Raw genomic sequence first — 24750 nt, 5'->3', positions numbered from 1 at the left:
TCTGACGGACAATTGTCCGCTGAGCGGACGTTACGGTTGTTCGACGCTCGGCCGACACCTGTTCGAACCCGCTCAAACGGCGGTTACGCTCGGACTATGCAGAGCTGGCCGCACCCCGACGTGCCCCTTCTCCCCGGAACCGGCGTCCCGCTGCGGCTGTACGACTCGGCCACCCACGAGGTCCGGCCGACCGCGCCCGGCCCGACCGCGCGGATGTACGTCTGCGGGATCACCCCGTACGACGCCACCCACCTCGGTCACGCCGCGACCTACCTGACGTTCGACCTGGTGAACCGGGTCTGGCGGGACGCCGGGCACGACGTGGCGTACGTCCAGAACGTCACCGACGTCGACGACCCGCTGTTCGAGCGCGCCGACCGCGACGGTGAGGACTGGATCGTCCTCGGCATGCGCGAGACCGCGTTGTTCCGCGAGGACATGACCGCGCTCCGGGTGATCCCGCCGGCCCACTACGTCGGCGTCGTCGAGGCGGTGGAGGAGATCGCGGAGCTGGTCGAGAAGCTCGTCTCGATCGGCGTCGCGTACCGGCTCGAGGACGGGTCCGGTGACGTCTACCAGGACATTCACGGCGCGGGGCGGTTCGGCTACGAATCCGGGTACGACGCCGAGACGATGGCGCGATTCTTCGCGGAGCGCGGGGGAGACCCCGACCGCCCCGGCAAGCGCGACCCGCTCGACCCGCTGCTCTGGCGCGGTGCCCGGGACGGCGAGCCGCGCTGGCCGTCGCCGGTCGGGCCCGGCCGTCCGGGCTGGCACGTGGAGTGCGCGGCGATCGCGGTCAACCGGCTCGGAATGGGGATCGACGTCCAGGGCGGCGGTTCGGACCTGATCTTCCCGCACCACGAGATGTCCGCGCTGCACGCGGAGGCCGCCGCCGACCAGTGGCCGTTCGCCCGGCACTACGTCCACGCCGGGATGATCGGTCTCGACGGCGAGAAGATGTCGAAGTCGCGCGGCAACCTGGTGTTCGTCTCCCGCCTGCGCGGCGACCGGGTCGACCCGATGGCGATCCGGCTCGCGCTGCTCTCCGGCCACTACCGGACCGACCGCGCGTGGACGGCGGCGCTGCTCGAGGAGGCTCAGGCGCGGCTGGCCCGGTGGCGCGACGCGGTCGCGCTGCCCACCGGTCCGTCGGCGATCGAGCTGCTGGCCCGCGTCCGGGAGCGGCTCTCCGACGACCTGGACAGCCCGGCGGCGCTGCGGGCCGTCGACCGCTGGGCGGAGGCCGCGCTGAAGGCCGGACCGACCGAGCGCACCGACCCGACGGCTCCCGCCCTCGTCCGCTCCACCGTCGACGCCCTCCTCGGCGTCGCCCTCTAACGCCCGCGCCCCGCGCCCGCGCGGCACCCGGCGCGCCCCGCGCCCGCGCGGCGCGCAGCGCGCCCCGCGCCCGCGCGGCCCGCTGCGCGGCGCACGAGAAAGTTGGCCACTCTCCGACCGATCCGCGGCTGCGGACAGGTCGGAAAGCGGCCAACTTTATTCGGCGCAACCGTCAGGCGGTGGCGAGGGCGGCCACGGGCGGCGTCTTGGACGCCCGGCGGGCGGGCGGCACGGCCGCGGCGACGCCGACCAGGGCAGCCACCACCAATACCAGTGCGATCCGGCCGATCGGCACCGCGATCTCCAGCTCCGAATCCGCGCCGAACGCCGCGTACGAACCCGCGATCCCGAGCGCGACCCCCAACACGGATCCGATGACGGCCGCCAGCAACGCCATGATCGCGCCCTCCAGCGTCAGCGTCACGTAGAGCTGCCGCCGAGTGAGCCCCAGCGCCCGCAGCATCGCGAGCTCCCGCCGCCGCTCCAGCACCGAGAGCGTCAGCGTGATCATCACGCCGAGCACCGCGACGACGATCGCCATCCCGACGAGCAGCCCTCCGGCCGCCAGCAGCTGGTCGATCGTGTCGGCGGTCTCCTCCCTGCCCTCGGCCACGTCATCGACGTTGATGTCCGGCAGCGTGGCGATCGTCGCGTCGATCGCTGCCCTGGCCGTGGAGGCGTCCACACCCGACTCCGCCCAGACCAGGATCCCGGTCGGGTCGCCGGCCCCGTAGAGCCGGGTGAAGTCCGCCGCGCTGAGCGTGACCGCTCCGTACGGCGACGCGAAGCCCCCGGTGACGACGGCGGCCACCGTGAAGGACGCGCGCTCGATCCGCACGATTTCGCCGGCCGTGACGTCCCCCAAGTCTTTGGCGGCCTCAGCCGTCACGACGACCGAACCATTCCCGAAGTCGTCCAGGTCGCCGGACTCGGCGAACCGCTCCGGCAGGTGCGCCCGCAGGGCGCCGGGATCGACCGCCGCGACCTGCGTCCCGAGCGTGCCGCGCGGCGCGACGATCCCGTCGACCATGCGCTCGCGGACCGGAACCGGGTCCTCCAGCTCCGGGGCCCGGCGCAGCTGGTCGGCGAGCCCGGCCGGGAGCGTCGCGGACTCGGCGCCGTCCGTGGGGGCCGCCACGCTGGTCAGCCGGAAGTCCGCCGGGTAGCCGCCGGTCAGCTTCGCGGTCGCGGTGCGCTCCAGCGACGCCGCGCCGACCAGCATCACGATGACGAGCCCGATGCCGATCGTCAGCGCGTTGGTGACCGCGGCGGTCCGCCGCGGATGCCGCCCGCCGTTGGCCGCCGCGAGGTGCCCGGGAGCGCCGACGAGCTGGGCGGGCCGCCCGACGATCCGGACGAGTGGCCCGACGACGACCGGGCCGAGCGACAGGAGCGCGAGCATCACCAGGAAGCCGCCGCCGATGCCGGGCCAGACGTCGTGCTGGTCCGCCGCGTACCAGGCGAGGCCGCCGCCCGCGGCTAGCAGCAGCACGCCGGTCGCCGCGCGGAGCCATCCGATCCGGCGGTCCTCGACCAGCTCACCCTGGTCGGTCAGCGCCCGGACCGGGGCCACGCGGGTCGCCGTCCGTGCGGGCAACACCGCCGCCAGCACCGAGACCACCACGCCGACCAGCAGCGCGACGACCGCGGCGGCGGGGGAGAAGGTGACGCTCAGGCCGTCGGCGGCGCCCCCCGCTACGGCGCCCAGTCCGAGGGCGGCTAGCACCGCCAACCCCTGCCCAGCGACGTACCCGAGCACCGCGGCGAGGACGCCGACCAACGCGGCCTCGACGATCACCGCCCGGAACACCTGACCCCGCCCGGCACCGACACAGCGGACCAGCGCGACCTCGCGCCGACGTTGCGCCAGCACGATGCCGAACGTGTTGTACGCGACCGCCAGTGCTACGGCGACCGCCACCCACGCGAACAACTGCACACCGCGGATGACGACGGTGATCATGCCGCCGAGCACGTCCGAGGCCAGCTGGTCGGCGTAGTCGGCGCCGGAGATCACGGCCGCGCGGCCGCCCAGCGCGGTGGCGACCGCGTCCGGGGTGACCGAGCCTGCGACGTCCAGCGCCGACCAGCCACGCTGGTCCGGCGCCTGCAGCAGCGTGCGGAAGTCGGCGGGCAGCAGCCCGACGTCACCGTCGACGGTCTGCTCGACGACGCCGGTCACCGTGAACGCGTGACGACCGCGGTCGGTGTCCAGGACCGTGACGCGGTCTCCCGGCTGCCACTTCTGCGCCTTGGCGAGGTTGTCGCCGACGATGAGCTCACCGGCGGCGGCCGGGAAGCGTCCGCGGAGCAGCTCGTGGTCGGTCAGCTCTGGTGCGACCGGCGCGACGAACGCGGCGAGCGCCGGTACGCCGGGGAGGCGCGCGACCTGACCGTCCTGGCCGACGAGCGTGGCAGTGCCGAAATCCACCCGCGGCTGGACCGCGTCCACCCCCGGCACGGCGGCCAGCGTCCGGACGTCGTCGTCGGTCAGTGGTTGTTCGAGGGGCGTCGCGTGCGCCGCGACGTGCTCGGCCTCGGCCGCGGTCGCTCGGTAGACCGCGGCGCGGATCGCGTCGCCGAGCGTGAACGCGCTCGCGAGGAACGCGACCGCGGCGGCGACCGCGAGCGAGAGCAGGAGCAGCGAACCGAACTGGTGCCGCACCCGGGACAGAGCCACGCGCAGCATCAGGCGACTCGCCTCTCGAGACGGCCGACGCGGTCCAGGACGGTCTCCGGGGTCGGGTCCGTCACCTCGTCCACGAGCAGGCCGTCGGCGAGGAACACCACCCGGTCGGCGTAGCTCGCCGCGACGGGGTCGTGGGTCACCATGACGACGGTCTGGCCCAGCTCCCGGACGCTGGCCCGGAGCAGGCTGAGCACCTCCGCGCCGGACCGCGAGTCCAGGTTGCCGGTCGGCTCGTCGGCGAAGATCACCCGCGGCCGGGTGATCAGCGCCCGCGCGCAGGCCACCCGCTGCTGCTGCCCGCCGGACAGCTGAGCGGGGCGGTGGTGCATCCGGTCGGCGAGGCCGAGCAGGTCGATGACCCGGTCCAGCCACTTGGGGTCCGGACGCCGTCCGGCGAGGCGCAGCGGCAGCAGGATGTTGTCCGCGGCCGACAGCGTGGGGAGCAGGTTGAACGACTGGAAGACGAACCCGACGGCGTCCCGGCGCAGGCGGGTCAGCCGCCCGTCGGAGAGGCCGCCGAGGCCGGTGTCGCCGATCTGCACCCGGCCGGTCGTCGCCGTGTCGAGCCCGGCCAGGCAGTGCAGGAGCGTCGACTTGCCGGAGCCGGACGGCCCCATGATCGCCACGAACTGCCCGGCGGGCACGGTCAGCGAGACGCCGCGCAGCGCGCTCACCCGGGTGTCGCCGGTACCGTACGTCTTCACCAGATCGGTCGCCGTCACGGCGGCGGGGGTAGTGGGGTTCATGCCTACCGACGCTAGGGAGCGTGCGCGGGCGAATCGTCCGGCTGCCGTCGTCATTCGTTCGGTCGTCCGACGGGTCTTCCGACGGACCCGGGTCTGCCTTTCGACGTACCCGGCTACTTCCCGAGACCGACCAGCCCGGACTGGTAGGCCAGCACGACGGCCTGCACCCGGTCGCGGACGCCGAGCTTGGTCAGCACGCGGCTGACGTGCGTCTTCACCGTGCCCTCGCTGAGGAACAGGGCTTCGGAGATCTCCGCGTTCGAGAGGCCGTTCGCGAGCAGAACGAGGACCTCGCGCTCCCGTGCGGTGAGGTCGGCGAAGGCATCCGGTGCCGTCTCCGGAGCCGGAAGATGCGGGAGGAACCGGTCGAGCAGGCGGCGGGTCGTGGACGGGGCCACGACCGCGTCCCCGTCGTGGACCGCGCGGATCGCGCTGACCAACTCGGCGGTCGGCACGTCCTTGAGCAGGAAGCCGGCGGCGCCGGCGCGCAACCCGGCGAACGCGTACTCGTCCAGGTCGAACGTGGTCAACAGCAGGACGCGCGGCGGGTCGGGAAGTGCGGCGATCCGCTCGGTCGCGCCGACGCCGTCCAGCCGGGGCATCCGGACGTCCATCACGACGACGTCGACGCCGCCCGCGCGGACCCGCTCGACCGCCGCGAGCCCGTCACCGGCCTCGTCGACCACGGTGAGCCCGTCCTGCGTGTCGAGCACCATCCGGAGCCCGGAGCGGACCAGCTCCTGGTCGTCGACGAGCAACACCCGAATCATTGCGCGACCGCCACCGGCTCGTAGGGCAGCCACGCCGTGACCCCGAAACCGCCGCCCGCGCGTGGCCCCGCGGTCACCTCGCCGCCCACCGCGGCGGCACGTTCCCGCATGCCGCGCAGGCCGAGCCCGGCGCCGTCGTCCGCCGCGGCGGCGCCCCGCCCGTCGTCCACCACCCGGACCGACAGGCCGTCGGGCCGCACCTCGGCGCTGACCTCGGCCGACGCCTCGGGGCCGCCGTGTCGCAACGTGTTCGTGAGAGCCTCCTGGACGATGCGGTACGCGGACAGTGCGGCGCTCGCCGGGACGGAGGCGAGATCCCCGGTCACGGTGAGCGTGACCGGCAAGCCGGAGCCGCGGACCTGGTCGACCAGCGCGTCGAGCTGCACGAGGTCGGGTTGGGGTGCCCGGTCCGGCCCCGGCGACGTGTCGCTGCGCAGAACGCCGAGCAGCCGCCGCATCTCGGCGGTGGCCTCCCGGCCGGTCCGGCCGATGACGTCCAGGGCACGGGCGGCCCGCGCCGGGTCGCTCTCCAGCACGTGACGGGCGCCGTCGGCCTGCAGCACGACGACCGACAAGCTGTGGGCGACGACGTCGTGCAGGTCGCGGGCGATCCGGGCGCGTTCCTCGACCACCGCGAGCCGGGCCAGCGCGTCCCGCTCCCGCTCCAGGCGGCCGGCGCGGTCGAGGGCTTCCTGCAGGTAGGCGTGGCGGGTACGGACGACGCCGCCCCAGAGCCAGGCGATCACCAGCGGCGCACTGGCCACGACCACGGAGACGCCGAGCGCGATCACCTGGTTGCGGAGCGTCAGCTCCTCGAGCGTGTACGACGAACCGGCCAGCTGCACGATCACGTACGACCAGCGCACGCCGCCGATCAGGCCGACGAGCAGGGAGAGCGCGAGCGCCGCCCACGAGTGACGCCGGGGTGCGTACACCGCAGCCGAGTAGGCCGCCACGATCCCGGCGAACAGCGCCGCCGGGTGCGGGATGCGGAACGTGGCGAGCGCGATCAGGCCAAGCGCGGCGGTGGCGTACAGCGTGCCGATCGGATAGCGGCTGCGCAGCGCGACCGGCACCGCGAACAGGAACGGGAGGGCGGCTTCCCACCACAGGTCGGAGTTGATCGCCAACCCGGGGTAGAACATCAGCGCGAGCAGCACGACGACCAGCGCGGCCAGCCCGTCGAACACGCCCGGGTGCCCCCGCAGCCACAGGTGCACGGTTCGCATGCGGCCGAGGCTACCGGCGCGGTCTCCACCCAGCGAAGGACGAGCAAGACCCGACATACACCGGTGGTGGTGGCGGCCGGTCGATGTTGCAATGTGGACATGAGTGCTTTCGATCAGCGGGTACCCCGTCCCCCGAAGAGCACCACCGAAGATTACAGTCTGCCGGCGCGATTGACGGCTCGGGCAAGAATAGGGCGCTTTCTTATCCGGTCGAGTATTCCGGTGTCTTTGATACTTCTCCCCGCCGCGCTGGTATTTCTCGCGCCGTTGCCGGCGAAATGGTCGGCAGATCATGTCGGCGAAGACTGGGAATTACTCGGAAATGTCGGCCAGTCCTATGGTTCGGTGGCGGTAATACTCTCCGCCGTTGCGTTGATCGGTGTGTCGGGATCGTTGTTCTTCCAGGCGGAACAGATCAGATCAGAACGTATCCAGGCAACGCTCGACGCGCAGTTCGAACTCTTCCGCGTCGCGTTCGAGCACCCGGATCTGCAGGACGTGTGGTCGCCGCGCACCGACTTCGACAGTGGTGAGTGGCGGCGGGCTATTTATCTCAATCTAATCTTCAAGTACTTCGAAGCCGGCTTCACGCACGGGGCAATTTCCGAGCCGGAGCTTCGTCGCTTGTTGCAGGATCGGTTCTCGCTCTCCGCCGGCCGCTCCTACTGGCTGCGGTCGCGCGGCGGCTGGGCGTCCAACGCGACGACACGGCGGAGGCGGCGGTTCGTCCGCTTGGCCGATGCTGCCTGGCAAAGTGCGCTGGTCTCCGAGTTCACCGCCGGCGCGGAAGCCGGCTCCACGCTGGGCGCAGACGCGGCCGGTGGCGCGAGTCGAGAGCGGCTGCCGGTCGCCCGCGCCGCCGCTCTAGTCGGATTCGGCGCGGGCGCGGCGGTTCTCTGGTGGACTCAAAAGCGACGACATCGTGGCATGCGTCGCAGTCGACCTACCGGGCGGCGAGAATAGATCGAGTGTCGATCGTCCTTGCGCGCAGCTCTTCTTTCAGATCCAGATGATCTATGCCGTGTTCCTTCGCCCATTCCTGCATCCGGGTCAGGATCCATTTTAGGAAATCCCGCCAGGTCTGTGCCGAGAAGACGAGGCGCACCCCGTTACGATCGACGGTGCTGCCCATCTCGACGCTCGCGCGGTCGAGTGCCGCTCGGACCTCGACACAATTGGATTGGCCGCATGCCAACGCGATGGTGTACGCCCCGGGTGATAAAGACATGTAACGCCCCCTGCTCTGCGATGTGGTCATACCGCGGACGAAATGACTTTCCTTGCCCCGCTCGTGGCATTCGGCGTCCGCACCGCTCGTGGCGAATGGGCGCTGGGCGACCGGTCGCATCCCCGGTCCTAGCAAACGGTACCTCTGAATCGTTACTCCGACGCGTCGATCTGCAGCTGAGAAAGATGACACGTTGTCACGTAATGACGAGTGAACGTTAACACCAGTCTATTATGTCGGTATTTATCATTTTTTGTTCCGCGCGGAATGGCGTTACTTGGAACACTGACCAGCGGTATCCGGTCGGCGTGTCGCCGCGTGGGCCCGCCCAGATGTCGGCGGCGCGCGCGTGAGCCGGGCGGCCGGGCGTGCCACTGCCGCTCGCGTCAGACGGCTGGGCCGGCCCCCGTGGGTTCTGTCCGCGGTGCCGCTGCGGCTGTCGCGTCAGACGGCGGGGCCGCCCGGGCCGGCGGTGCCGCCGCGGCGGCGGAGGTACTTCTCGAATTCGCGCGCGAGATCCTCGCCGGACGCCTGCGGCATCTCCTCGTCGCCGTCCCGCTGCTCCAGCGTCCGGATGTACTCGGCCATGTCGGCATCCGACGCGGCCAGCTCGTTGACCTGCGACTCCCACGCCGCGGCCCGCTCGGCCAGCTCACCCATCGGCACCCGCAGGTCGAGCACGTTCTCCAGCGTGTGCAGCAGCGCCAGCGTCGCCTTCGGGTTGGGGGCCTGCGCCACGTAGTGCGGCACCTGTGCCCAGTACGACAGCGACGGGATCTCCGCCCGCACGCACGCGTCGTGCAGCACCCCGACGATGCCGGTCGGCCCCTCGTACTTGGTCTGCTGGACGTCGTACCGGTTGGCCAGCTCGGCGTCGGACGCGCTGCCGGTCACCGGGAACTGGCGGGAGTGCGGCGTGTCGGCGAGCAGCGCGCCGAGCAGCACGACCTGGTCGACGTCGAGCGCGTGGAACAGCTCCAGGATCTCCTCGCAGAAGCCCCGCCAGCGCATGTTCGGCTCGATGCCGCGCACCAGGACGACGTCCCGCTCGGCGCCCGGAGGGCTGCACGTGGAGACGCGGGTGGTCGGCCACTCGATCCGGCGGCCACCGGGGGACTCGGACATCGAGACCAGCGGCCGGTTGACCTGGAAGTCGTAGTAGTCGTCCGGGTCGATCTCGGCGACCGGCTTGGCCTGCCACTCCAGTTCGAGATGTTCGACCACGGCGGTCGCCGCGTCACCCGCGTCGTTCCATCCCTCGAACGCCGCGATGACGACGGGGGAACGCAGCACAGGTAGTCCGTCGAACTCGGTCACGCAACCACCCTACGACGCCCGCAACCCGCGAGGGGCGGTGCAGCCCAGAGCGCGGGTGCCGACGCCCGAACTGTCCCGAATGGTGCCGCACGATACCTCGACGTCACTCTGAACCGGCAAGAGGGCGTCGCCTGCCTGGAGTACGCACGTGTCACGGTAACCTTGACAGCATGGTGTCCATCCTGCGGAGCACGCCGGCCACTGCCCTCACGTCCGCCCTCGCCGAGCGGGTCCTCGTGTCCGACGGGGCGATGGGCACGATGCTCCAGGCCGCTGACCTGTCTCTCGACGACTTCGAGGGTCTGGAGGGCTGTAACGAGGTCCTCAACGCGACCCGCCCCGACGTGGTCAAGAGCGTCCACGAGGCGTACTTCGCGGCCGGCGCCGACCTGGTCGAGACCAACACGTTCGGCGGCAACCTCGCGAACTTCGGTGAGTACGACATCGTCGAGCGGATCTTCGAACTCAACGAGAAGGGCGCCCGGCTGGCCCGCGAGGTCGCCGACGGGTTCTCGACGCCCGACCGGCCCCGGTTCGTGCTCGGCTCGGTCGGTCCCGGCACCAAGCTGCCGACGCTCGGTCACGCGCCGTACGCGAAGCTGCGTGACGCCTTCCAGCTCCAGGCCGAGGGTCTGCTCGCCGGCGGCGCCGACGCGATCATCGTCGAGACCTGCCAGGACCTGCTGCAGGCGAAATCGGCGATCGTCGGCGCCCAGCGGGCGATGGCGAAGCAGGGCAAGCGGGTGCCGCTGATCTGCCACGTCACGGTCGAGACCACCGGCACGATGCTGCTGGGCAGCGAGATCGGCGCGGCGGTCACCGCGCTGGAGCCGCTCGGCGTCGACTACCTCGGCCTCAACTGCGCCACCGGCCCGGCCGAGATGAGCGAGCACCTCCGCTACCTCTCCCAGCACGGCCACGTCGGCCTGTCGGTGATGCCGAACGCCGGTCTGCCGGAGCTCGGGCCGAACGGCGCGGTCTACCCATTGCAGCCCGCCGAGCTCGCCACCGCGCTCAGCCGGTTCGTCACCGAGTACGGCGCGACGCTCGTCGGCGGCTGCTGCGGCACCACGCCCGAGCACATCCGCCAGGTCGCCGAGGCGGTGAAAGACCTCACCCCGGCGGTAAGGACCCCGGATGACGAGCCCAGCGTCGCCAGCATCTACCAGTCGGTGCCGTTCCAGCAGGACGCCAGCGCGCTGATGATCGGCGAGCGCACCAACGCGAACGGCTCGAAGAAGTTCCGCGAGGCCATGCTCGAGGGCCGCTGGCAGGACTGCGTGGAGATCGCCCGTGAGGCGACCCGCGACGGCTCGCACCTCATCGACCTGTGTGTCGACTACGTCGGCCGCAAGGGCGCCGAGGACATGCGTGAGCTGGCCGGCCGGTTCGCGACCGCGTCCACGCTGCCGATCATGCTCGACTCGACCGAGGTCGACGTCATCGAGGCGGGGCTGGAGTCGCTCGGCGGCCGGTCGATCGTCAACTCGGTGAACTTCGAGGACGGCGACGGCCCCGAGTCCCGGTACGCCCGCATCATGCCGATCATCAAGGAGCACGGCGCCGCGGTCGTCGCGCTGACGATCGACGAGGAGGGCCAGGCCCGCACCGCCGCCGACAAGGTGCGGATCGCCGAGCGGCTGATCACCGACCTCACCCAGAACTGGGGCATGGCCGAGTCGGACATCGTCGTCGACATGCTCACGTTCACGATCGCCACCGGTACCGAGGAGAGCCGCCGGGACGGTCTGGAGACGATCGAAGGCATCCGCGAGCTGAAGCGCCGTCACCCCAACGTCCAGACGACGTTGGGCTTGTCGAACATCTCGTTCGGCCTGAACCCGGCCGCGCGTCAGGTGCTCAACTCGGTCTTCCTGCACGAGTGCCGCGAAGCGGGGCTCGACTCCGCGATCGTGCATGCGAGCAAGATCCTGCCGATCACCCGGATCCAGGAGGACCAGCGCGAGACCGCGCTGGACCTGATCTACGACCGGCGGCGCGAGGATTACGACCCGCTGCAGCACCTGCTGCAGCTCTTCGAGGGTGTCGACGCGAAGTCCACGAGCGCGTCCCGCGCCGAGGAACTCGCCGCGCTCCCGCTGGAGGAGCGTCTGCAGCGTCGGATCGTCGACGGCGAGCGCAACGGCCTCGAGGCCGATCTGGACGCCATGCTGCAGGAGAAGTCGGCGCTCGACATCATCAACGAGACGCTGCTGGCCGGCATGAAGACGGTCGGCGAGCTGTTCGGCTCCGGCCAGATGCAGCTGCCGTTCGTCCTCCAGTCGGCCGAGGTCATGAAGACCGCGGTCGCCCACCTCGAGCCGCACATGGAGCGCAACGAGGACGACGAGGGCAAGGGCACGATCGTGCTCGCCACGGTCAAGGGCGACGTCCACGACATCGGCAAGAACCTCGTCGACATCATCCTGAGCAACAACGGCTACAACGTCGTCAACATCGGCATCAAGCAGCCGGTGAACGCGATCCTCGACGCCGCGGAGGAGCACCGGGCCGACGTCATCGGCATGTCCGGCCTGCTGGTGAAGTCCACCGTGGTGATGAAGGAGAACCTCGCCGAGATGAACACGCGCGGCGTCGCCGCGCGGTGGCCGGTCATGCTCGGTGGTGCGGCGTTGACCCGCGCCTACGTCGAGAACGACCTGGCCGAGATGTACGCGGGCGACGTGCGGTACGCGCGCGACGCGTTCGAAGGCCTTCGGCTGATGGACGCCTTGATGCTCGCCAAGCGCGGCGGAGTGGCACCGGCCGACAGCGAAGAGGAGGCCCGCAAGGCCGCCGAGCGCAAGGCACGCCACGAGCGGTCGGCCCGGATCGCCGCCGAGCGCAAGGCGGCAGCCGGCCCGGAGATCTCGGTGGACGACGAGAGCGTGCGCTCGGACGTTGCGACCGACAACCCGGTGCCCACCGCGCCGTTCTGGGGCGATCGGGTGGTCAAGGGCATCCCGCTCGCCGACTACTCCGGGCTGCTCGACGAGCGCGCCACGTTCCTCGGCCAGTGGGGCCTGCGCGGCGCCCGCGGCGGCCAGGGACCGTCCTACGAGGAGCTGGTGGAGACCGAGGGACGGCCGCGGCTGCGCTACTGGCTCGACCGGCTGCTCGCGGACCGGGTGCTGGAGGCCGCGGTCGTGTACGGCTACTTCCCGGCGGTCTCCGAGGGCAACCAGCTGATCGTGCTCTCCTCGGAAGACCCGGCTTCGGAGGAGCGGGTCCGGTTCCGGTTCCCGCGCCAGGTCCGCGACCGTCGTCTGTGCCTGTCGGACTTCTTCCGGTCCCGTGCGGCAGCGCTCGACGAGGGGCGCCCGGACGTCGTCGCGTTCCAGGTCGTCACGATGGGCAACCGGATCGCCGAGTACGCCAACGAGCTGTTCGCGGCCAACAACTACCGCGACTACCTCGAGGTGCACGGCCTGTCCGTGCAGCTCACCGAGGCGCTCGCGGAGTACTGGCACGCGCGGGTGCGCTCCGAGCTCGGTTTCGCCGGCCAGGACCCGACCGACGTCGAGGACTTCTTCAAGCTCGAATACCGCGGCGCCCGCTACTCGTTCGGATACCCGGCCTGCCCGGACCTGGAGCAGCAGGAGCAGATGTTCGAGCTGGTCAAGCCGCACCAGATCGGCGTCAAGCTGTCCGAGGAGTTCCAGCTCCACCCGGAGCAGTCGACGTCCGCGATCGTCGTGCATCACCCCGAGGCGAAGTACTTCGCGGCCCGATGACCAGTCCGCTACCCGAAGCCGAGGTCGTCGGTTCCCGTCTGCCGGAGGCGGTCCTGTTCGATATGGACGGGACGCTGTTCGACAGCGAGAAACTGTGGGACGTCGGGCTGGACGACTTGGCCCGGCACCTCGGGGGCTCGCTGTCCCACTCGGCGCGGGTCACGATGATCGGGGCGCCGCTCGCGCTGTCGATGGAGATCCTGCACGCGGACCTCGGGCGCCCCGACCTGGACGTGGAGTCCAGCGGGGCGTGGCTGGAGGACCGGATGCGGGAGCTGTTCCTGACCGCGCTGGTGTGGCGTCCGGGCGCGCGGGAGCTGCTGGCCGCCGTTCGCGCGGCGCGGGTGCCGACCGCGCTGGTCACCGCGACCCGGCGCAACCTCGTCGAGGTCGCGCTCGACACGCTGGGCCGGGAAAACTTCGACGCGGTGGTCTGCGGTGACGAGGTGGCGCACTCGAAGCCGCACCCCGAGCCGTACCTGCGCGCGGCGGCGTTGCTCGGGGTGAACCCGGGTGACTGCGTCGCGGTCGAGGACTCGGTGAACGGCACGGCCTCGGCGGAGGCCGCCGGTTGCCCGGTGCTGGTGGTGCCCAGCGAGGCGCCGGTGCCCGCGGGGCCGCGCCGGGTCCACCGGGAATCACTGGCCGGCGTCGGGTTGCCCGAACTCGCCGCGGTCCTCCGCGCGGTCGCCTGACGCCGCGCGTGCGCTGACGAGGTGAGTGGACCCGTTCGGGCGAGCTGGAGCTGGCCTGGGCGGGTCCACTTTCCCGGTGGTGGAGCGTCCGACACCCGACGGACGGTTGAGTCGGGAGAGGGCTAGAGTGCCCCGGGTACCGGGTGAGGCCGGTCGGACCACGGGGAGACAGGATGCAACCGCAGGAGCACGGCGGTAACGCTTCGTTACCGGCTCATGGTCAGGTGAACGGGTATCCGAGCGCCGGGCAACCGCCCGGGTACGGGGCGCCTTCGTCCGCTCGTCCGCAGTCCGCCCCGCCTCAGCAGGGGCACGGCGGGGGATACGGCCAGCCGCCGCAGGGATGGGGAGCGCCCCAGGCCGCGCCGGGCCGTCCCGCCCAGCCCGGCTACCCCCAATCCGGTTACCCCCAGTCGGGTTACCCCGCGCAGCCCGGCCAGCAGGGCCAGCCTGGCTACCAGGGCCAGCCTGGCTACCAGGGTCAGTCGGGCTACCCGGGCCAGCAGGGGTATCCCGGGCAGGCCGCGCAGCCGGGCTACGGGCCGCAGTCCGGCCGACCGGGTTACCCCGCCGGCGCAGCACCCCAGGGAGCGCAGGGATACCCCGGCGCGCCGGCCTATCCGGGAACGCAGGGCCACCCCGGAGCGGCAGGTCACCCCGGAGCGGCAGGTCACCCAGGAGCAGGAGGTCACCCCGGAGCCGGGGGATACCCGGGAGCGCAGGGATACCCCGGCGCGCACGGTTACCCCGGGCAGGCGGGTCACCCGGGCCAGCCCGGCTACCCCGGCCAGCAGGGTCACCCAGGCAAGCAGGCGTATCCCGGTAACCCTGGCAACCTCTCCGAGGGCGCCAACGACTCCGAGGCCGGGCTCTGGCACCGCCCCGGCGTCAAGCTCATCGTCGGCAGCGCGATCCTGTTCGTCGTCGGCATCGGACTCACGGTCGGCACCTACGCGTCCGCCGACGCGGGCGGCACCTACTTCGTCGCCTACGGCCCGATGATCTTCGGCTTCATCGGTGTCATCCGCGGCCTGATCCAGATGGCCAAGGGCTGACCCACCCCGAAACGGCGCGCTCCCCAGCGTCCGAATAGGCCTTTTCAGAAGCCGCGCACGTGCGCGGCGGAAGAAACGCGTCCGCAGCGTGGTGACGGGAAACCGACAGCGGTCGGTTGAGGCACTTGTTGCAATTCGGGACTACATTCGCAGCCACGGTAGGGCTTAGGGGTAGGCCCGCCGATCTCGGGAGCGGCGGTCCCGGCGTCACCGGATCGCGCTCCCTGCGAGGCACCGTTGGCAGGTGCCCCGGCGGGCCGGTTCCGGCGGCCCAGATACCGCGATCCCACGCGGTCGCGGCCACGCCACACCACATGTCGCGTTGGGGAGTTCACGGGGATGAAGCGACACGTACGTGATGAATTTTATGTACTGGGTGAAGGGATCCTCACCCACGAGGACGGCGAGCCGCACTGCCGGCGTCCGTCCACAACCGCATCGCTGCGGAAGTTCCGGTTCTCGCGGCTCGGCCCCCTGGGCGAGCCGAACAGCCCGGCGCTGATCAGCAAGCTGGGGCTGGCGATGACGGCCGGCCCCGAGCAGGGCGACGACCAGATCGCGAACCGGATCCCGGCCGGGTACACCTACCTCGGCCAGTTCATCGACCACGACCTGACGATGGACGCCACCCGCACCGGGCTCGGCACCGAGGTCACCGTCGACGAACTGCTCCAGGGCCGGTCGCCCGCCCTGGACCTGGACTCGGTCTATGGCCGGGGGCCGTACTCCGCCGACCGGGTGTACTACGACTCCGACGGCGTCTCGCTGAAGATGGGCGCGACCGAGCCGGTCCGCGGCCCGGGGACGAACGTCCCGCTCGACGGCTTCGACCTGCCGCGGGTCGGCATCGGCGCGACACGCAAGGAACGGCGTATCCCGCTGATCCCGGACGAGCGCAACGACGAGAACCTCGCGGTCGCCCAGACCCACCTGGCGTTCCTGCGCTTCCACAATCGAGTGATCGCCGACCTCGCCGACGACGGCGTGCCGACCTCGCGGCTGTTCGACATGGCCCGCGACCGGGTGGTGAAGCACTACCAGTGGATGGTGCGCACCGACTTCCTGACGCGCGTGGTCGACACCGCGATCGTCGACGACGTGTTCACCAACGGACGCAGGTTCTTCGAGGTACCCGGCAGCGCCGGCCCGCACGCGGAAGCCGGTTCCGAGGCGCTGCCCGGCGACCGGCCGACGATGCCGATCGAGTTCTCGGTCGCGGCCTACCGCTTCGGGCACAGCATGATCCGCAGCGCCTACCAGTGGAACCGGATCTTCCGGCGCGGCGGCGTCGTGCCCGGAACGTTGTTCCTGCTCTTCGTCTTCTCGGGGACCAGCGGGAACTTCGACGCCGGAGCGTCGCTCGAGGACTTGAACGACCCGAACTCGGGCACGATCGACCGGCTGCCCACCAACTGGATCGCGGACTTCCGCCGCCTCTACGACTTCGGCGGCGCCGGGATCCCGGAGCTGGTCATCCCGCCGGAGGAGTCCAACCTCGCGCGGCCGATCGACACGCTCCTGGTCGATCCGTTGCGGCGGCTGCCCGCCGGGTCGTTCGGTGCGCGGGGCACCGGTCCGGTCCAGGACGAGCACCGCAACCTCGCGTTCCGCAACCTCACCCGCGGCGTCGGGCTGCGGCTGGCCAGCGGCCAGCAGATGGCGGAGCTGTTCGGGCTGGAGCCGCTGAAGCCGGCCGACCTGCTCGCCGGCAACGGGGGAGCGGTGTTCACCGACCTCACGCCGGAGGAGGAGACCGAGCTGACCACCCGCACGCCGCTCTGGTTCTACATCCTGCGGGAGTCCGAGCTGAACGGTGGGCGGCTGACCGGCGTCGGCGGGCGAATCATCGCCGAGACGTTCCACCGCGCGATCGAGGGCAGCAAGATCTCGATCGTCCGGGATCCGTTCTGGCGGCCCACGCTGGGCCCGAACCCGGGGTCGTTCACGATGGTCGACCTGCTCCGGTACGCGTTCGAGGACCGTCCGGAACTGCTCAACCCGCTGGGGGGCTGAGGGACTCGCGGCGGCCGTCCGGGCGCGAGGGGTGCTCGGACGGTCGTCGCGATATTCACTGGCCTCGCACCGGCACGCCCGGTTAGCGTGCCGGCATGAATACGCATGCGCTTCGGCTGCGCACCGCCTGACGGCGGTGCTCCCCAGCGCCCAGAGGTAGGCGTCGTAGTCCGGTCGGTGGTTGCTGTCCCCGACCGGCTTCCGCTACCCCTCATGTGGACGCCATGCGCGTACCGCCGTCGACGGAGCTGACCTCTTCTTCCGCCGATGCGCAGGACGTTCCATGTCTCGATCTTTTGCCGGCCCGCACGAGCTGGGCCAGAACTTCCTTGTTGACACCCGGGTCGTCCGGGACCTCGTGGCGCTGGTGCCCCGCGGCGCAGAGCGGGTCGTCGAACTCGGCGCCGGCGCCGGTGCGATCACGGCCGCGCTGGTCGACGCCGGTCATCGCGTCACCGCCGTCGAACTCGACCCCCGTCGGGCCGCCGCGCTCCGGCGGCGCTTCGGCGACCGGGTCGACGTCGTCCGGGGTGATCTTCTCCGGTTCGAAGAACCGGACGGGCACGACCTCGTCTCGAACGTGCCGTTCGGAATCACCACGCCGTTGCTGCGCCACCTGCTCGGCCAGCGGACGTGGGGCACAGCCGTGCTGCTCGTCCAGTGGGAGGTGGCCCGCAAGCGAGCGGCGCTCGGGTCGACCACGATGCTCACCGCGTCGTGGTGGCCCTGGTACACGTTCGGGCTGGCCGGACGCGTGCCCGCACGTGCCTTCCGCCCGATGCCCAGTGTGGACGGCGGGGTGCTGGTGATCGAGCGGCGTCCGGAGCCGCTGGTGCCGCCCGGTGAGCGGGCGGCGTACCAGGCGATGGTGCGGCGGGTGTTCACCGGCCGGGGAGCAGGCGTCGGCGCGATCCTGCGCGGGATGCTCCCCGGGCGGGTGGTCGCGCGCTGGCTGGATGCGCACCGGATCGCAGCGGGGACGCTGCCCGGCCGTCTCACCGCAGAGCAGTGGGCCGCACTCCACCGGGCGGCGCTCCACCGCACGTCGAGCTGACACCGCACGGGGGTACTGACGCGCGACGGCCGGGACCTCGAAAGGCCCCGGCCGTCGACGTTCTCAACTCACTCGTACGAGATGGCCGCCAGCACGTTGAGCCGCGCGGCACGCAGCGCCGGAAGCAGCGCCGCGATCACCCCGACCAGGACCGAGAAAATCAGGTACGTCCCCATCCAGCCCCAGGGCAGCGCGAAGTGCGTCAGGCCTTGGGACTTGAGCGCCTGCACCACCGCCGCGCCCAGGCCGACCCCGACGACGATGCCCAGCAGCGCGCCGAACACCGAGATCACGATCGACTCCACCGTGATCATCCGCGTGGTCTGCGACCGGCGCAGTCCGATCGCCCGGAGCAGGCCCAGCTCGCGGGTCCGCTCGACCACCGACAACGCGAGCGTGTTGATGATGCCGAGCACCGCGATCAGGATCGCCAGCGCGAGCAGGATCTGCACGATCCAGAGGATCATGTCGAAGATGCCGGTGATGTCGTCGATGAACGCGCTCTGGTCCTGCACGTTCACCTCAGGGCTGTCGGCCAGGAGCGTCTTGATCTCGGCCTCGACGTCCTTCACGGAGGCACCGTCCTCGACCTTCACGAACGCCTGCGACGGCTGGGCGATCTGGAAGTTCTGCGCCGCGTCCTCGCCGGCCATGAATCCGCCGGTGGCGTCGTTCTGCTCGTAGATCCCGACGATCTCGTAGTTCTCTTGGTCGCCGCGGATCTGCTGGACCGGGACGCTGTCTCCGACCTGGAGATTCTCGTCCTTCGCGGTGTCCTCGTCGACGATGATCTGGTTCGCACCGACCTGGTCGATCTCCCCGGACTTCGCCTTGAGCCCGATCAACCGCTGGGTCGCCGCCGGGTCGCTCATCGCGATCAGGAAGCTGTCCTCGTTGTTGATCCGCGCCGGGCCGTAGTAGAACCCGGCGACCTCTTCGACGCCGTCGGCCTGCTCGATCTTGTCGAGCGTGGCCACGTCGAACACCGGCGGCTGCGCGCTGGTCTGCTGCCCGGAGATGATCAGCTCGGCCTGGAGCGTTTCGCTGACCTGGCTCGCGATGCTCTTGCTCGCCGAGGCCGCGATCGTGCTGACGCCGGTGACCAGCGCGATGCTGACCATCAGCGCGCCCGCGGTGATCGCGGTGCGGCGCGGGTTGCGGGCCGAGTTGCGCCGGCCCAGCTGACCCGGGGTCGACCAGGCGAAGATCCGGCCGAGCACCGACACGATCGGCCGGCTGATGATCGGGGTCAGCAGCGTGATACCGATGAACACCAGCAGGACTCCGACGAGCAGGCCCCAGAGGGCACCGTCCGCGTCACTGATCAGGCCAAACGCCATGATCGCGCCGCCCAGGACGAAGATCGCCCCGCCGATCGACGTGACCTTCGTGAGCGGCTTGTCCGGAGTGGCGGCGTCGCGCATCGCGGCGATCGGCGGAATCCGGGACGCCCGGATCGCCGGGAACAGCGCCGCGATCAGCGTGATCCCGACGCCGACCACGAACGATGCGATGATCGCCGTGATCGGCACGGTCAAGATCAGATCGAGCTCCGCGCCGAGGAGGGCGTCGAACCCCTTGCCGAGGAGCCAGCCGATACCGATTCCGGCGATCAGCCCGAGCGCCGACCCGAGCAGGCCGATCACCAGCGCCTCGAACATCACCGACCGGATCACCTGCCCGCGAGCCGCGCCCATCGCGCGGAACAACGCCAGTTCGCGGGTCCGCTGGGCGACCAGCATCGAGAACGTGTTGAGGATCAGGAAGATCCCGACGAACAGCGCGACGCCGGCGAAGCCCAGGAAGAAGTAGTTGATGAACTTGAACCCCTCCCGAATGTCCTTGGAGGTCTGCTCGTTCACCTCGTCCCGCGTCTGCACGTTGTAGCCGCCGCCGACGACGCCCTCGATCGTCTTCTTCAGCTCTTTCTGGCTGACCCCTGGGTCGGCCTGGAGTTGGACGTCGGTGAACGCGTTCCGCTCGCCGAGCATCAGGTCCTGGGCGACCGGCAGCGTGAACGCGACGACCTGCGAGCCGCCGAGCGTGTCCCGATCACCGCTGTAACCGAAGATGCCGACGAGCTTGAACTCCTTCTTCGGCTGCAGCGTGAGGATGCCGATCGTGTCGCCGACCTTGAAGTCCAGCGACTTGGCGAGCGCCGCGTCCACCGCGACCTCGTCCGGCGCGGTCGGGCCGCGGCCCTCCCGCAGCTGGATCAAATCGTCCTCGCCACCCCAACTGCTGCCGAAGCGCGGCGCTTGGGCGGCCGTGACTTTGCCGTCCTTGCCGATCACGCGGGCACCCTCGACGAATACACCCGCGGTGGCTTTCGCGACGCCGGGAGCCGCCTCGATCTTTGGCACCAGCGAGGCCGGGATCGTGGCGGTGGCCGTGTCCGACCCGCCGTTGTTGTCCAGCTTCGACTTCGCCTGGACCTGCACGTCGATGCTGCTGTTGATGCCGGCGAAGAGCGCATCGAACGACTTTGCCAGCGACGACGTCATCACGATCGAGCCGGCCACGAACATCACGCCGAGGACCACGGCGAACGCGGAGAGCGTCAGCCGCAGCTTCCTCGCGAGCAGGCTCTTGAGTGTGGCGCGGAACATCAGGCGGCCCCGAACGTGTCCAGTGCCTTCATCTTGTCCAGCACCCGCTCGCTCGTCGGGTCGGTCATCTCGTCGACGATCTGTCCGTCGGCGAGGAACACGACCCGGTCGGCGTACGAAGCCGCGTTCGGGTCGTGGGTGACCATGACGATCGTCTGGCCGAAGTCACGGACCGAGTTCTGCAGGAACTGCAGCACCTCGGCGCCCGAGCGGGAGTCGAGGTTACCGGTCGGCTCGTCGGCGAAGACGACGTCCGGGCGGGAGACGAGCGCCCGCGCGCACGCCACGCGCTGCTGCTGCCCACCGGAGAGCTGCGTCGGCCGGTGCTTGAGCCGGTCGCCGAGGCCGACGGTCTTGATGACGGTGGCCATCCACTCCGGATCCGGCTTCCGCTTGCCGATGTTGAGCGGCAGCGTGATGTTCTCCTCGGCGCTGAGCGTCGGGAGGAGGTTGAACTGCTGGAAGATGAAGCCGACCTTCTCCCGGCGCAGCAGCGTTAAGCCCTTGTCGCCGAGCGTGTCCACCCGGGTGTCACCGATGTAGACCTCGCCGCGCGAGATCGAGTCGAGCCCGGCCAGGCAGTGCATCAGCGTCGACTTACCGGACCCGGACGGCCCCATGATCGCGGTGAACTTGCCCCGCTCGAACTCGGCGGTGACACCGGCGAGCGCGTTCACCCTGGTGTCCTCGGTGGTTCCGTACACCTTCCACACGTCGACCGCCCGCGCAGCGGCGATACTGCCGACGGCGTCGCCGGTCGATGAGTCGGTCAGCGGCGTAGTCACAGCCCTCTCCGTCCCGTTTCTTTTAGCCGGGCGCGCTGATTACACAGCGCGCCCTCAACCCCGTGTGCTGTCGATCGCAGCCTCTACCCCAACGTAGGGGGAGCCTCAAGGGGTATTCGTCGTCGTACGGTCTGGTCCTGACGTACGACCTAGGGGGGACACCGACCCCTGGGTCACTCTCAGGGTTCCCCTGAGCCCTACGGTTGTGGTTCCGCGGCAGCCGCCGTCACGGCCTCGGCGATGAACGGTTCGACGCGCTCCTTCGTGACGCCGAGGCCGGTGAGCACACCGTCGCTGCCCTCGTGCTCCAGCAGCGCCAGCAGAATGTGCTCGGTGCCGACGTAGTTGTGGCCGAGCCGGAGTGCCTCCCGGAACGTCAGCTCCAGGACCTTCCTCGAGTTTCCGTCGAACGGGATGAGGGCCGGGACCGTCTCGGCGGCCGGCGGCACCGTGGGCGTCACGGCGGCGCGTACGGCGTCCAGCGGAACCCCGGTGGCGACGATCGCCTTCCCCGCGATCGCCTCCGGCTCGGTCAGCAGCCCGATCACGAGGTGCGCCGGGGTGAGCTCGGCGTTACTGGCATCGCGGGCCGCCTCCTGCGCCGCGACGACGACGTGCCGCGCCCGCTGGGTGAAGCGCGCGAAGCCCTGCGACGGGTCGAGGCCGGGATCCCGCGGCGTGAACCGCTTCTGCGCGGCCTGCTTGGTCACGCCCATGCTGCGGCCGATGTCGGTCCAGGATGCGCCGGCCCGGCGCGCCTGGTCGACGAAGTGGCCGATCAGGTGGTCGGCGACCTCGCCGAGGGATTCGGCGGTCATCACCGCGGTGGAGAGCTGGTCGAGCGGATCGTCGTGCACCTTCTTGATGCCGGCGATGAGGCTGTCGAGTCCGACGGTGGGGGGCATCTGTGGTGTGGTCATGCGTCAACCCTAGGTTGACGTTCGCCTAGCGTCAACCCCGGGTTGACGTTCGTCAGGACTGCGGACGGACGAGGCCGGTCTCGTACGCGAGGATCACCGCCTGGACGCGGTCCCGGAGGCCCAGCTTCGTCAGCACGTGCCCGACGTGGGTCTTGACCGTCGTCTCGCTGACGAACAGCTCGCGGGCGATCTCCCCGTTCGAGCGGCCCCGCGCCATCAGCGTCAGCACCTCCTGCTCCCGCTCGGTGAGCGCGGACAGCGGGCCGCGCCGGTCGACGCCCGGCTCCGGCAGCCGGTCGGCGAACTGGTCGAGCAACCGGCGGAGGATGCGCGGCGACACCACGGCCTCCCCGGCCGCGACCGTGCGGATCCCGGCGATCAGCTCCTCGGCGGGGACGTCCTTGGACAGGAAACCGCTGGCGCCGGCCCGGAGCGCGCCCACCACGTACTCGTCCAGGTCGAACGTCGTCAGCACGAGTACACGGCTGGGCAGCCCGGCGGCGACGATGGCCCGGGTCGCGGCGACCCCGTCCATCCGGGGCATCCGGACGTCCATCAGCACGACCGACGGCAGCAGCCGCCGGGTCAGCTCGACGGCCTCGACCCCGTCGCCCGCCTCGCCGACGACGTCGAGGTCGGGCTCGGCGCCCAGCACCATCCGGAAGCCGGTGCGGAGCAGCGGTTGGTCGTCGGCCAGGAGGACCTGGATCCGTCGGGGTTGCGCGGCGTCGGTCACCTCGTCCCTTCCTGCAGTGGGGGTCCGTCCGAGAGCGTCGCTCCCGCCGGGGACGTCGTTCGTCCCGACGGCGGGGGCGAGGACCGGGAGACACCGTCGAGCGGCAGCCGGGCCGAGACCCGGAAGCCGCCGCCCGCCCGCGCGCCGGTCCGCAGCGTGCCACCGTAGAGGGCGACCCGTTCCCGCATCCCCACCAGGCCGTGGCCCAGACGAAGATTGCCGGGGGCCGGACCGTGCCCGTCGTCGGTCACCGTGATACGGACGCCGTCGACCGCGAACTCCAGCGCGACCTTGGCGTGCGCGGCGCCGGCGTGCTTCAGCGTGTTCGTGAGCGCCTCCTGCACGAGCCGGAACACGGTCAGGTCGACGCCCGGCTCCAGGTCGGTCGCGGCGCCGGTGACGGTCAGCTCCACCGGCAGCCCGGCCTCGCGCACCTGCTCGACGAGCTGCTCCAGCCCGGCGACGCCGGGGGCAGGCGGCGGTGGCTCCTCGGGGGCGCGCTCATCGTCCGAGCGCAGGACGTCGAGCAGGCGCCGCATCTCCCTCAGACTGGCCCTCCCGGTGTCCTCGATCGTGCGCAGGGCCTCGTCGGCGGCGTCCGGGTCGCGGCGGAGCGTCCGGCGGGCGCCGGTGGCCAGTACGCCCATCACGCTGACGTGGTGAGCGACCATGTCGTGCAGCTCACGGGCGATCCGGCGACGCTCGTCGAGGACCGCCTGGCGCGCCGCGGTCTCGCGGTTGAGCTCGGCCACGCGCGCCCGTTCCTCGAGCGCCGCGGTGTACGCCCGCCGAGTGAACACCGTCCTCCCGAGGAAGAAGCACGCCAGTAACGCGAGCAGCCCGGCCGAGACCGTGGCCCACCGTGGCCCGGTCGCCCCCGGCCCGACGAGCCCCACCGCCGCGCCGCACGCGCCCAGCGCCAGCGTCGCGAGCACCGCCTGTCGCAGCGGCGCCAGCGCGCCCCGGGTGTAGGCGAGGATCAGCGCCGCGACGGCGGCCACGCCCTGGCTGGCCGCCTGCCACTCGCCGAGCAGCATCGCGCCGCAGACCAGGCCGGTCGCGGTGAGCGGCGCGACCCGGCGCAGCGCGACCGGGACGACGCCGACCAGCGCCAGCCCGATCGCCCACGCCGGGCCGTCCTCGGCGCGAAGCGGCCCGGGCTCGAGCGGACCGGCTACCACCGCGAACAGCACGAGGATCGCGCCGGCCAGCGCCGCGTCGACGCCGAGCGCGCGCCAGGACGCGACCGGCGGCGCCGGTTCGCCGGCCCGGTCGTCCGCCGGCCGGTACAAATTCTCCGGCCAGGGCAGTCGCATGTCTCACATCTTCGCCGACCGTGTCCCGCGAGCCGGTGGCGGTGTGGCCGGACGGCTCCCTGCGGCCGGTGAGGCCACTGCGCCGCCAGGCCAGCCGCCAGCACGCGGCAAGCCCGCGTCGGCCCGCTCGCCGGCCCCCGCGCCCCGCGCCTGCGCCCTGGGCCTGCGCCCTGCGCGGTGCGCGGTGCCCTGCGCCCTGCGCGGTGCGCGGTGCGCGGTGCGCTGGGCCTGCGCGGTGCGCGGTGCGCGGTGCGCTGGGCCTGCGCCCTGCGCGGTGCGCGGTGCCCTGCGCCTGCGCGGTGCGCGGTGCGCGGTGCGCTGGGCCTGCGCGGTGCGCGGTGCCCTGGGCCTGCGCCCTGCGCGGTGCGCGGTGCCCTGGGCCTGCGCCTGCGCCTGCGCGGTGCGCGGTGCCCTACGCCTGCGCGGTGCGCGGTGCCCTGGGCCTGCGCCCTGCGCGGTGCGCGGTGCCCTGCGCCTGCGCCCTGCGCCTGCGCGGTGCGCGGTGCCCTGCGC

18 protein-coding genes are annotated in these 24750 nt (G+C 71.3%); 7 read left to right on the top strand and 11 right to left on the bottom strand.

Annotated elements, in window-relative coordinates:
• Window positions 1–96: 96 nt before the first annotated feature.
• The gene (gene mshC, locus BUB75_RS33120) at window positions 97–1341 is read left to right on the top strand and encodes a cysteine--1-D-myo-inosityl 2-amino-2-deoxy-alpha-D-glucopyranoside ligase (protein WP_073262727.1); all 1245 of its coding nucleotides are present in this window, start codon (window positions 97–99) and stop codon (window positions 1339–1341) included.
• 172 nt (window positions 1342–1513) lie between these two features.
• On the opposite strand, the gene BUB75_RS33115 is transcribed toward mshC, so the two are convergent.
• The 4 genes from BUB75_RS33115 to BUB75_RS33100 form a co-directional block, all read right to left on the bottom strand.
• Window positions 1514–4030 (bottom strand): FtsX-like permease family protein, encoded by a 2517-nt coding sequence (locus tag BUB75_RS33115; RefSeq protein ID WP_073262725.1) that lies wholly within the window; start codon window positions 4028–4030, stop codon window positions 1514–1516.
• Entirely contained in the window at window positions 4030–4776 is a 747-nt protein-coding gene (locus tag BUB75_RS33110) for an ABC transporter ATP-binding protein (RefSeq protein WP_073262723.1), read from the bottom strand. Before BUB75_RS33110 ends, BUB75_RS33115 begins: the two co-directional genes overlap by 1 nt.
• A 113-nt stretch (window positions 4777–4889) precedes the next feature.
• On the bottom strand, window positions 4890–5546 hold the full coding sequence (locus BUB75_RS33105; RefSeq protein ID WP_073262721.1) for a response regulator: 657 nt from the start codon (window positions 5544–5546) through the stop codon (window positions 4890–4892).
• Window positions 5543–6775 carry a sensor histidine kinase gene (locus tag BUB75_RS33100; protein ID WP_073262719.1) on the bottom strand — a complete coding sequence of 411 codons (1233 nt, stop codon included), beginning with the start codon at window positions 6773–6775 and terminating at the stop codon, window positions 5543–5545. The genes BUB75_RS33105 and BUB75_RS33100 overlap by 4 nt, the downstream gene beginning before the upstream one ends.
• Window positions 6776–6997: 222 nt before the next feature.
• On the opposite strand from BUB75_RS33100, the gene BUB75_RS33095 reads away from it, so the two are divergent.
• A complete protein-coding gene (locus BUB75_RS33095) occupies window positions 6998–7738 on the top strand; it encodes a DUF6082 family protein (protein WP_143175561.1) in 741 nt (246 codons plus the stop codon).
• Here BUB75_RS33095 and BUB75_RS33090 read toward each other — a convergent pair.
• The gene (locus BUB75_RS33090; protein ID WP_084742003.1) at window positions 7719–8123 is read right to left on the bottom strand and encodes a DUF397 domain-containing protein; all 405 of its coding nucleotides are present in this window, start codon (window positions 8121–8123) and stop codon (window positions 7719–7721) included. The genes BUB75_RS33095 and BUB75_RS33090 overlap by 20 nt on opposite strands.
• 324 nt (window positions 8124–8447) lie before the next feature.
• A complete protein-coding gene (locus tag BUB75_RS33085; protein ID WP_073262713.1) occupies window positions 8448–9320 on the bottom strand; it encodes a PAC2 family protein in 873 nt (290 codons plus the stop codon).
• 170 nt (window positions 9321–9490) lie between these two features.
• Between BUB75_RS33085 and metH the strand changes: the two genes are divergently transcribed.
• The 5 genes from metH to erm all read left to right on the top strand — a co-directional run bounded on the left by metH (window position 9491) and on the right by erm (window position 17871).
• Window positions 9491–13054 carry a methionine synthase gene (gene metH / locus BUB75_RS33080; protein WP_073262711.1) on the top strand — a complete coding sequence of 1188 codons (3564 nt, stop codon included), beginning with the start codon at window positions 9491–9493 and terminating at the stop codon, window positions 13052–13054.
• A complete protein-coding gene (locus BUB75_RS33075) occupies window positions 13051–13749 on the top strand; it encodes an HAD family hydrolase (RefSeq protein ID WP_073262709.1) in 699 nt (232 codons plus the stop codon). Before metH ends, BUB75_RS33075 begins: the two co-directional genes overlap by 4 nt.
• 173 nt (window positions 13750–13922) lie before the next feature.
• Window positions 13923–14804: a hypothetical protein gene (locus tag BUB75_RS47310; protein WP_143175560.1), complete on the top strand. Its 882-nt coding sequence runs from the start codon at window positions 13923–13925 to the stop codon at window positions 14802–14804.
• Window positions 14805–15143: 339 nt separating this feature from the next.
• Window positions 15144–16817: a peroxidase family protein gene (locus BUB75_RS33065; protein ID WP_143175559.1), complete on the top strand. Its 1674-nt coding sequence runs from the start codon at window positions 15144–15146 to the stop codon at window positions 16815–16817.
• Between the two features lie 283 nt (window positions 16818–17100).
• The gene (gene erm, locus BUB75_RS33060; RefSeq protein ID WP_073262705.1) at window positions 17101–17871 is read left to right on the top strand and encodes a 23S ribosomal RNA methyltransferase Erm; all 771 of its coding nucleotides are present in this window, start codon (window positions 17101–17103) and stop codon (window positions 17869–17871) included.
• A 68-nt stretch (window positions 17872–17939) separates the two neighbouring features.
• On the opposite strand, the gene BUB75_RS33055 is transcribed toward erm, so the two are convergent.
• From BUB75_RS33055 to BUB75_RS33035, 5 genes are all read right to left on the bottom strand, one after another.
• A complete protein-coding gene (locus tag BUB75_RS33055; RefSeq protein ID WP_073262703.1) occupies window positions 17940–20480 on the bottom strand; it encodes an ABC transporter permease in 2541 nt (846 codons plus the stop codon).
• A complete protein-coding gene (locus tag BUB75_RS33050) occupies window positions 20480–21265 on the bottom strand; it encodes an ABC transporter ATP-binding protein (RefSeq protein ID WP_218617918.1) in 786 nt (261 codons plus the stop codon). The genes BUB75_RS33055 and BUB75_RS33050 overlap by 1 nt, the downstream gene beginning before the upstream one ends.
• A gap of 197 nt (window positions 21266–21462) precedes the next feature.
• On the bottom strand, window positions 21463–22185 hold the full coding sequence (locus tag BUB75_RS33045) for a Clp protease N-terminal domain-containing protein (RefSeq protein ID WP_073262700.1): 723 nt from the start codon (window positions 22183–22185) through the stop codon (window positions 21463–21465).
• A 52-nt stretch (window positions 22186–22237) separates the two neighbouring features.
• Entirely contained in the window at window positions 22238–22921 is a 684-nt protein-coding gene (locus BUB75_RS33040) for a response regulator (RefSeq protein WP_073262698.1), read from the bottom strand.
• Complete coding sequence (locus BUB75_RS33035) at window positions 22918–24237, bottom strand: sensor histidine kinase (RefSeq protein ID WP_084741996.1); 1320 nt, start codon at window positions 24235–24237, stop codon at window positions 22918–22920. Before BUB75_RS33035 ends, BUB75_RS33040 begins: the two co-directional genes overlap by 4 nt.
• Between the last annotated feature and the right edge of the window lie 513 nt (window positions 24238–24750).

The sequence above is a fragment of the Cryptosporangium aurantiacum genome (assembly GCF_900143005.1).
GTDB classification, from domain to species: domain Bacteria; phylum Actinomycetota; class Actinomycetes; order Mycobacteriales; family Cryptosporangiaceae; genus Cryptosporangium; species Cryptosporangium aurantiacum.
Note: the sequence above shows the minus strand (reverse complement) of the source record. Positions and strands in the feature narration are given on the sequence as shown.